The following is an 8,805-nucleotide window of genomic DNA, read 5'->3' as shown; positions in this document are numbered from 1 at the left end:
TCACTGGTCAAAGATGAGGTTGGTTCGTCCATTACAATAATGCGGGAGTGATGTGACACCGCTTTAGCAATTTCAATGCTTTGAAGTTTGGATACGGATAAGTTGCCGGCCAGTTCCAACGGGTCAATATCAACATCTATTTCCTTAAAAAGAGCCTCTGTGTCGGCCTTCATTTTTTTATGGTCAACGAGTTTCAAAGGACCATAACTTTTAAGCGGAAAACGGCCAAGCCATAAGTTTTCCATAACAGTCTGTTGTAATACGGGATAGAGCTCTTGGTGGATCATAGAAATACCAAGGCCTAAAGCAGTACGGGAGTCGGTAATGTCTACCTTTTCACCGTCCAGAATAATTTGTCCTTCATCTTGTTTGTAGATGCCGAATAAACATTTCATCAAGGTCGATTTCCCAGCTCCATTTTCGCCCATAAGAGCGTGTACCGAACCTGGACGGAGCCGCAGAGATACATCATTCAATGCTTTAACGCCGGGAAATGACTTTGTTATATGTTGCATCTCTAAAATATATTCACTCATGCTTGCCCTCCTACCGGTTCAGTAAGTGAGGGAGGCCTGCAACAAGCCTCCCTACCTACTGCAATGACTACTTATCACCTAAGATTTGATCTGCATTTTCTTTCGTTACGATTTCGTAAGGAACCCAAATATATTGTTTGTCAACAATTTCAAAGCCTGTATTTTCTTTAGTCGGAGTTTCGCCTTTAGCCAATACGAGCATCAAGTTGAATACGGCATCCCCTTGTTTTTTCGCATTGTTAAGAACGGTACCCAATAATGTGCCGTCTTTAAGAGCCTGTACGGCAGGAGCCGTAGCATCCACACCTACAACCGGCATGTATTTGCCGTTCTGGAAGTAACCGGCAGCTTTCAATGCTTCAATAGCGCCTAAAGCCATGTCATCATTGTTAGCGATAACGGCATCAATCTTGTCGCCGTAGCTGGATAAGAAGGCAGCCATTTTTTCCTGACCTTTAACGCGGTCCCACATAGCTGTATCTTGGGCAATTTCTTGTACCTGAATACCTTCATTTTTGAGGGATTCAATTACATATTTGGAGCGAAGTTCTGCATCCTGATGGCCCGGTTCGCCTTTGATAAGTACATAGTGCAATACATTATCGTTGCTCTTATAAGCTTCCGGATGTTTCTTGAAGTAATCCGCTAAGATTTTGCCCTGCATTTCGCCGCTTTGTTCAGCTTTAGCACCTACATAGTACACTTTATCCCATTTAGCCATGTCTTCTTTTAAAGGTTCACGGTTAAGGAATACTACCGGTACGTTAGCTGCTTTAGCTTTGTCGATGATACCACCGGCTGCCGGACGGTCAACAATGTTAACACCGATAGCTTTGTATTTCTTGTTAAGGAACAAGTCAACTTTTTCATTCTGCGTAGGCTGCGAGTTCTGGCTGTCTACGATATCTACTTTAGCTTTGCCTTTAGCATCTGCATCGATACGAGCACGTACGCCGCTCATAAAGGTATCGTCAAATTTGTAAATAGCCACACCTACTTGTGGTAAATCACCACTGCCGGATGTAGAATCACTGCCACAACCTGCCACTACTAAGGTACCTACTGCGAAGGTAGCCAACATTGCTGCTTTCCATGCCTTTTTCACGAGAAATTCCTCCTTTGAGACGAAAATGTAGACTCTATAATTCGCTTTCTTCCAGCGTATCTACCAACCATTCGTTTAGCGACCGTTGAGCCATACTTCACTGGCTCTGCGGCTGCTGACAATATCCACCATACCCAGCAATGTGTAGTAGCTACCGTTGCCGGAGTAAACCAAATCGACGGATTGTGCCCGATGTAAATTCTTTTCCAATACGGTACGTAAAATCGGATCCATAGTCCTTACCGCATTGCCCATAGCGCTGCTTACAACGATGCGCTGCGGGTTAATCATATTATATAAATTAGCTAAGGTAATGCCTAAGTATTTGCCTACTCGATTTAAGGCTTCCAAACAAATTTCGTCGCCTTCCACGGCGGCCTCATAAATAGGCTCTACCCGGAATGCATCGTTCAATATGGCTCCATTGTCAGTCACTTTGGATAAACGGCCTTTTTTAATCTCCGTTAACACATATTCACGAATAGCTGTTTCCGACGCCACTTCTTCCAAGCGCGTGTAGGAATCCTCTTTTGTTTCATCAATGTCGATGACAGAGTAGCCGATTTCGCCGGCATAATCATTGTAACCGCGGTATAGCGAGCCGTGATAAATCAAAGAGGCGCCGAGACCGTAGCTGAATTTCAAAACCAAGAGGTTTTCAATGCCCTTGCCACTGCCGTAATAATATTCGCCGGTAGCGAGGCAACGCACGTCATTTTCCACATAGGCCGGTAATTGGAACCGTTCTTCCAAAATGTACTTGAACGGAATGTTGGACCATTTACCGTTTGGTGAAAAAATGGAAATTCCTTTTTGCGAATCCACGGGACCGCGTAAGATGAGGCCGATAGCGGCAATCGTCCAACGCATATCCTCAATGATATCTTCGATACAATGATAAATCGTATTTAATATTTCTTCTGATGAAAGTCCGATAATCGACTGTTGCATCTGATGTAAAATAATGCCACCCGATTGCACCACATAGCAAAATACATTATGAGTACGTACGTGAACCATCAGCATCATTTCTTTTTGCTCATTAAATTTCAACAGCATCGACGGCCGCCCCAATGCACTGCGCTCCTGTCGTTCTTCATAAATAAGACCTTTTTCAGCCAACGTACTGCAAATATTGGTTACCGTCGGTGGTGTAATGCCCGTATTGCGAGCAATAATTGCTTTTGAAACAGAGCCGTTACGACGTATGTAATTTAAAATTATTTCGTCATTGTTGAGTGCCTGTTTAGTTTGCATCTTGTCCCCTTCCCGAAAGCCTATAAATTATATACGCCATCGCCTATCTCAGCATCATATAAGGTCGGTACAGTGCCAATAGCCTCTTCATAAAGCTTTGGTACCGCTTCTTTAAAAGCCTCTACGTTATCGCTGGCTACCAAAGCAATCGCACAGCCCCCAAAACCGGCGCCCGTCATACGCGATGCCAAACAGCCCGGTTGCTTACGAGCAATTTCTACCATCGTATCCAATTCCAAACCGCTTACTTCATAGTCATAGCGCAAGGATTCATGAGACGCCGTAATAATTTCGGCAATCTTTGCCGTATTACCTTCACGAAGGGCATCCATGAATGCCATAACGCGTAAGTTTTCAGTAATCGCATGGCGAGCACGGCGACGCAATACGTCATCTTCGATGAGGTCCAAGTCCTCTAAGGTACCCAGGGATAGGCCCGATAGGGGATGATGTTTTTGGATTTCGGCCAACGCCGCATCACATTCACCTTTGCGCTCGTTAAATTTGGAATCTACCAAGCCGCGTTTTTTATTGGTGTTCATAATGATAAGGTGATAGTCGCCCCAGTTGAGCGGTACATGTTCAAATTCCATCGCCGTGCAATCGAGGAGCACGCCGTGCCCTTCTTTACCGTAGCTGATAGCGAATTGGTCCATGATGCCCACTTTAACGCCTACGAAATTGTATTCAACCTGCTGTGCCATTTCTGCCAACTTCGTGCGGTCAATCGGCGTCTTACCGAGATGCGTCCACAGCATGTAGCCCGTTAAATCGAGAATACAAGCAGAAGAGGAGAGACCTGCACCGGCCGGTAAATTACCACTGTAGAATAAATCCATACCCGGTAAGCTGTAACCATCTTTTTTCAAATATTCAATGATACCCAACGGATAGTTGGCCCAATCATGTGCCTCATCATAGACGAAGTCATCATTAATATCCACCACGATGGTCGCTTCCATATTTTCAGAATAAAGACGAACTTTAGAATCGTCCCGCAAGCGCATAGCGCCCCAAATCCCGCAAGTCAGAGCGGCCGGAAACACATGACCGCCATTGTAATCCTGATGTTCACCAATGATGTTCACACGCCCCGGGGCAAAATAGCAATCAATGGGTTCTCCGGTATCGCCGAATTGCTCAATAAATTTAGCTATTAGTTCCTCTTTAGTCATTACTTTCTTCCCTTTCTATAATCTTCGTCACCAGCTTACGCAAAACCGGTGCCGTTTCTTCAACTGCGCTCGTATTGGCGGCGGCCCAAGCGCCCATTTCGGAGGAAGCATAGTATTTAATCTTATTAGCTTCTCTAAATGGCGGATAAAATTCAATATGGAAATGATAATAATCGTTAGCATCATCATATTCCGGCGAGTTAACCGGCCGTTGATGGTAAACCATCATGTACGGGAACGGTGCATTAAATAATTCGTCGAATGCGTGGGTAACCACTTTTAACATGCGAGCCAAATCTTCTTTTTCTTTGGCCGTACATTCGGAAAGCATGCTGAAATGACGTTTCGGCACAACGAATACACCGTACGGATAATCCGTAAAGAACGGAATATACGCTAAGAAGCTGTCATTTTCGGCTACAATACGCAAATCCGATTTTTGTTCCGCTTGGTTCATCTGACAGAGCAAGCAACGCTGGGTGTGTTCATAATGATCCTTGCAGTTCTTAAGTTCCGTTTCAATCTTCTGCGGCACGAACGGATACCCGTAAATCTGTCCGTGAGGATGCGGCATCGTTACACCCACGGCTTCCCCTTTGTTTTCAAACGGATAAACATACTTAATCTTCTTATCCGCTGCAAGAGCCGTACAACGATCCGAAATTAATTCCAACAGGTCGATAATATGGCCGACGGACAATTCATAGAATTTAACCGAATGACGCGGCGAGTACAAGATAACTTCGCACTTACCATGATTTTCTGCGCTCTTGTAAAAACCTGTTTCATCCACAAACGGTGCTTCCGGATGCTGGGTTAGAGCCGGAAAATCATTATCATAGGCATACACGGTAAATTCGGATGGTACCTTTTTCCCTTCTCCCGGGCAAAACGGGCACCAATCTTTTGGCATAGTGGGACGTAATTTACGGTTTGACGCTACCATCGTCCATGTGCCGAGCAATGGATTCCATCTTAGTTCTGACATAATCTCCGCTCCTCACATTTAATAAACTACTTAAGAAAATATATTACAAATATATTTTCGCTCATGATTGCTATTTTTTCAAGTAAAATTTTACAAAAACTCATACCTATTTGACATACATTTTACTAAACTCAAAAAGAGGTCATAAAACCGCATTATTACTGCAGTCTTACAACCTCTTAAGTCTGTTTTTTATAATTTTTTATTCAAATTTTAAGTAAATTAGTTAATTTCTTAATTAAGTATTACCCAAAAACATATATTAAACAATTAAGCAAAGTGCTCATTTAATATAAGTAAAATACGCATGTAATTGGTTATTTCTTAGCCACAGCCGCCATGAGCGCTTTAAGATCCGTGCCTTCGGCCACCATGCGCCAAGTTTCCAGTTCATCACTATCAACCAATAAATAGAGGTACGCCCACACGATGCGGTTATAGCGTCTGAAATCAGTAACAACCTTGACCACCTTCGACACAATGCCCACATCTTTGGCCACATCTTCAATCGTCTTCAAAAGCTCAACCGTATGACCATTGGCAATGGCTTTCACACAAGACGTAGTCACTTGGCCCAAACGATCATGCAAAGCACCTTCCACATTCGGAACGCCGCGCGCTTCAAAAATCTTGCGCAATTTAGAGCGAACCAGCATGGCTTCTTCGGAACCGATATGCATGAAGACAATGCTCATCCCCTGATCATCCAAACGTTCACCGAAAAGGCGATTCATCCCTGCTTCGCTAATGAGGAACGTACCGTCACTGTTGCGGCATTCCCGTTCGTTAAAACGATTGAGACCGCTCCCCTGACAGGCCTTAATAACCGCAGTCAAACCGACTTCCCAAATTTTAGCCGCTTCGCTGTCCGTAAACACTTGGTCTACCACCGACTTTGGTGCTTTTACCACCGGTTTCTTATTGGCCAGTTCCGCCAAGGTGGCAATACTGTGTTCTTCAAAATATGGTTTTTCAAATTCATAACGCGCTTGCGCTACCATCTGTAACAATACATCATCCGGCTTTTCAGCATAACGGCCATCGAACGCATCCTTGCCGTACCAATTAACAACTACGTCGTCGATTACCACTAATTGCAAGGTATCATGCACAGACAACGTTCCTTTTTCAATCGCTTTGCTCACTTGAGCTGCCAATGCCAAATACCCTTTTCTCATAGCCTCTGAATCACAACGAAATTCTCGCATAATACACATCCTTCCTGCCGAACGCACATAACGTCCGACCGTCTCTTGTCGCTTAATATTTTTCACAATAAATTCATCTTAATAATTTCTATTTTAATCAAAAATCTAGATAATCTACTACATCTTATAATAGCAGTAAAAAACATTATACGCTAGAGTCAAAATCAAAAAAATCATAGGTATTATGCGTTTATAGAATTACACCGTAGCGTGAGCATTCACAGCGGGTATTTCGTGACTATTTGTCCATTATGAGTATGCATCTCCATAAAATCTAGGTGTTTTTCATCTTTTATTTTAACAATATACCATCAAATTTCTTTCTTAGGTTTATCATTTTGCGCTACTCTTAATTCTTCTCTAACTCTCATCAATATTTTTCCCAAATTATTCTCTCCTTCGCCATCGACCATCCCCCAGAAGGTATCGCCCCAATCATTGCCTTCTATCAGCATTCTATCTCCCGTTGCCAACAGTTTGGCCTGCAGTTTTTCATTTTGTAAAAACTTAGCTTTAACTATATCATACATAACTCGCAACTTAACCTTCTCCCAATCAGCACGTATGGGCTTCATATTGCGACCTATGCGCCGTGCAAAATCAGGCCGCTTCACTCTCTTACCATTTTCATACGTTGCAAATCCGTCGCCGCTTTAGAACCTTGATACGCTGCCTCTGCCGAATAGTACGTGTCGCCCATGTAAAATACCTTATAGCCGCTAAAATTCGACAGAAAGCTATAGGTCCCTCTAAAACGATCAATCACCGGTGGTATTTCATCGTCGCGAAGTTTCAAAATATCACAGCGCGAGTAAGTCGGTTTATCGGCTTTCTTTTCAGCTTTAACTGCCGTTTTCTTTTCAACTTTAGCTACTGTTTCCTTCGCACTTGCCTGTTTACCCCGCTGCTTTTTCGTTGCTAATTCTTTATTCGGCATCTGTCTTTTGTCTGTTTCAGTCATCATTATTACCTCCCCTTTACCTACGCATTAGTTTTAACAGTAAAAAATAGCCTCCTAAACAACTGTCTAAAAAGCTATTATTATCGTATTAAACTTATACTTTTTTGCCTATAAATGAGTAGTTCAAATGACTTAATACAAAATTTTAGCCGCCTCAATAAATACGTGAAACCCTTGTCAACACAGGTCAAATCTCTAACTTTCGATGATTGAATTACTAAAAATTTCGATTTTTTTAGTCTACTCCCTTGAACTCTTTGTTTTTCTTGTGCTATAATAAAGACATAGAAAAAAATCGATATTCAAACAAATAGCGATATTTGAAGGGAGATTATAACATATGAAATTACAAAAATTATTAGTATTAGGTTTAGCATTAACAACTGTTGCGGGCGTAGCTTCCGCTAAAGATTTACCAGCCAACCAGTGGTACTGGGTACACTCCGATGCAGATTACACAACTTCTGTAAACGTACCTTCCGTTAACTATGATGTAAATACTGACACTGCTGATTTCCAGGCAGCTGCCGTAAACCCTAACACAGGTCTTACTGACGTTGTTAACTACAAATTAGACTTCGCTAACAACACGATCTACACTTACCAGAAAGATGTATATCCTAACAACTCCAATGACGTTCAGAGCACTACCAACGCTAACGGTGCGGGCCATGCTATTCAGCCTAACACAGCTGACGCTGCTTTAGAAACTGTAGTAGCTAACCTTGTTAACCGTGACTACCAGTTGAAAAACAAACCGGACATCGCTATTACTCCGGCCGAAGCTCAACAGAAAAAAGTAGAAGACGCTAAAATTGCCGCTACTTGGCAGAACGCACAGGCTCAGAGCAACTTAGAAGCTCAGAAAACCGATATCATCATCGACAAAACTGACACTGAAGCTCAGAAACCTGCAAAATAATAAATAATAAATAATAAGTATTACGTACTAAGGCATTTATTAATTAATTTATATTTCGCCTTGTAACATAACTATTCTCTCTCAGTTGTACTTATTAAGCCGACAAACAATAGCCCAAGCGTAACAACCGTATGCATTGGTCTATTCATATCATAAGAGGCAGTAACCATCCGAACCGACTCGGAGGTTACTGCCTCTTTTTGTGTACAGGCTAATATTTGGCTTATAAGACAAAACGAGGAGGCACCGGCCTCCTCGCTTAACTTTATATCATCTATTCGTTTTCTACCAAGGCAAAGCAACGTGCCGCAAAGCCGGTGCCACCTTTCAACTTAGGGAAAGTTACAAAGATAACGGCCCCCACCGGTGGTAATTCATCTAAGTGAGCCAACACTTCCACCTGAATTCTATCCTGCGACAAAATATACTGTTCAGCCGGCAACGGATGTGAATCCGGTTGGAAGGCTCGAATCGCTGCATCCGTATCAGCTGTTTCATGACCGATAGCGCCAACATTACGTTCTTTCACCAAAAACTCCAATGTGGGAATCGTCCAGCCCGGCGTATGAGGGGTGCCGTCGGCATCCTTTTTCTGAAAATCATCAGCCGGTTGTTTATACCAATCCGTTCTAAAAGCTACAAACGCCCCTTCC

General features: G+C 42.8%; 10 protein-coding genes. 1 reads left to right on the top strand and 9 read right to left on the bottom strand.

Annotated elements, in window-relative coordinates; translation table 11 throughout:
* The 8 genes from E7204_RS00050 to E7204_RS00015 all read right to left on the bottom strand — a co-directional run.
* A partial coding sequence (locus E7204_RS00050; RefSeq protein ID WP_295180386.1) for an ATP-binding cassette domain-containing protein occupies positions 1 to 536 on the bottom strand: 536 nt, incomplete at its 3' end.
* A gap of 67 nt (positions 537 to 603) precedes the next feature.
* Entirely contained in the window at positions 604 to 1,641 is a 1,038-nt protein-coding gene (locus tag E7204_RS00045; RefSeq protein ID WP_295180384.1) for a galactose ABC transporter substrate-binding protein, read from the bottom strand.
* A gap of 75 nt (positions 1,642 to 1,716) precedes the next feature.
* Entirely contained in the window at positions 1,717 to 2,898 is a 1,182-nt protein-coding gene (locus E7204_RS00040; RefSeq protein WP_295180382.1) for an ROK family transcriptional regulator, read from the bottom strand.
* A 20-nt stretch (positions 2,899 to 2,918) separates the two neighbouring features.
* Positions 2,919 to 4,073 carry a galactokinase gene (locus E7204_RS00035; RefSeq protein ID WP_295180380.1) on the bottom strand — a complete coding sequence of 385 codons (1,155 nt, stop codon included), beginning with the start codon at positions 4,071 to 4,073 and terminating at the stop codon, positions 2,919 to 2,921.
* Entirely contained in the window at positions 4,066 to 5,061 is a 996-nt protein-coding gene (gene galT, locus E7204_RS00030; protein ID WP_295180378.1) for a galactose-1-phosphate uridylyltransferase, read from the bottom strand. The genes E7204_RS00035 and galT overlap by 8 nt, the downstream gene beginning before the upstream one ends.
* A 317-nt stretch (positions 5,062 to 5,378) precedes the next feature.
* Complete coding sequence (locus E7204_RS00025; RefSeq protein ID WP_295180376.1) at positions 5,379 to 6,269, bottom strand: helix-turn-helix domain-containing protein; 891 nt, start codon at positions 6,267 to 6,269, stop codon at positions 5,379 to 5,381.
* A 311-nt stretch (positions 6,270 to 6,580) separates the two neighbouring features.
* Complete coding sequence (locus tag E7204_RS00020; protein WP_295180375.1) at positions 6,581 to 6,883, bottom strand: NADAR family protein; 303 nt, start codon at positions 6,881 to 6,883, stop codon at positions 6,581 to 6,583.
* A complete protein-coding gene (locus E7204_RS00015; RefSeq protein WP_295180373.1) occupies positions 6,880 to 7,233 on the bottom strand; it encodes a hypothetical protein in 354 nt (117 codons plus the stop codon). Before E7204_RS00015 ends, E7204_RS00020 begins: the two co-directional genes overlap by 4 nt.
* A gap of 337 nt (positions 7,234 to 7,570) precedes the next feature.
* Here E7204_RS00015 and E7204_RS00010 point away from each other — a divergent pair, with 337 nt between their 5' ends.
* Complete coding sequence (locus E7204_RS00010) at positions 7,571 to 8,152, top strand: hypothetical protein (protein WP_295180371.1); 582 nt, start codon at positions 7,571 to 7,573, stop codon at positions 8,150 to 8,152.
* A 274-nt stretch (positions 8,153 to 8,426) separates the two neighbouring features.
* Here the strand turns inward: E7204_RS00010 and E7204_RS00005 are convergent.
* Positions 8,427 to 8,805, bottom strand: a 379-nt coding sequence (locus tag E7204_RS00005; RefSeq protein WP_366483351.1) for a cyclase family protein, incomplete at its 5' end; no start/stop codon positions are given.

The sequence above is a fragment of the Veillonella sp. genome (assembly GCF_015058545.1).
Taxonomy (GTDB): Bacteria; Bacillota; Negativicutes; order Veillonellales; family Veillonellaceae; genus Veillonella_A.
This window is presented reverse-complemented; position numbering and strand designations above follow the sequence as displayed.